General features: G+C 68.4%; 1 protein-coding gene. It reads right to left on the reverse strand.

From position 1 onward, the window contains the following. Window positions 1-1,035: S8 family peptidase (locus BU204_RS38755; protein ID WP_332888621.1), on the reverse strand; the 1,035-nt coding region annotated here is incomplete at its 3' end. Window positions 1,036-1,068: the final 33 nt, after the last annotated feature.

Raw genomic sequence — 1,068 nt, forward strand, 5'->3', positions numbered from 1 at the left:
GTACAGCAGGCGGTTGGGTGAGCCGGCGCCGGCACTGGTGACCTTGTTCGGGGTGGCGGCCGCGAGCAGGGCGGCCTGCACCTGGGCCGGGGTGGCCGTGGGGTGGGTGGTCAACCACAGCGCCGCGGCACCGGCCACGTGCGGGCTGGCCATCGAGGTACCGCTGATCGTCGAGACCGCGGCGTCGGCGGTGTTCCAGGCCGAGGTGATGCCCACGCCCGGCGCGTACAGATCGGTGCAGCTGCCGTAGTTCGAGAACGGCGCCTGCACGTCGGCACGGTCGCTGGCGTTGACCGTGATCGCCTCGGTCACCCGAGCCGGGGTGAAACCACACGCGTCCGCCGAGGAGTTACCCGAAGCCACCACATAGGTCACACCCGACGCGATCGAGTTGCGGATCGCGGTCTCCATCGCCGGACTCGACCCGGCACCACCCAGACTCATGTTCACCACGGCCGGCTTCACCGCGTTCGCCGTCACCCAGTTGATCCCGTCGACGATCTGGGAGTACGTACCCGACCCAGCACAGTCCAGCACCTTCACCGCGACCAGCCGCACATCCTTGACCACACCGTACTGACCACCACCGATCGTGCCGGCGACATGGGTGCCATGCCCCTGACAGTCGGTGTCCCTACCATCCCTGATCGCGTTCATCCCCCACCGCGCACGACCCCCGAACGCGGCATGACTCACCCGGATACCGGTGTCCAGCACATACACCGTCACATTCGACGCGGTCGCCGAGTACCCGTAGCTCGCCGACAACGGAAGATCCCGCTGATCGATCCGGTCCAAACCCCACGACGGCGGGTTCAGCTGGTCACCCAACAGCGACACCTTCGCGTCCTGCTCCACCGACGCCACCCGCGGATCACCAGCCATCCGCGCCGCCTCCCCGGCCGTCATCCGCACCGAGAACCCGTTCACCGCACTGCGCCACGCCGAACGAACCTTCCCCCCATGCCGCCCAGTCAGCTCACGCGCGGTCCGATCCGCCACCGCCCTCGGCGACGCACTGTCCCTGATCCGCACCAGATAGCTGTCCTTGACCGCACCAGGCCGGCC

This window comes from Actinophytocola xanthii (assembly GCF_001921205.1).
In the GTDB taxonomy this organism is placed as follows: Bacteria; Actinomycetota; Actinomycetes; order Mycobacteriales; family Pseudonocardiaceae; genus Actinophytocola; species Actinophytocola xanthii.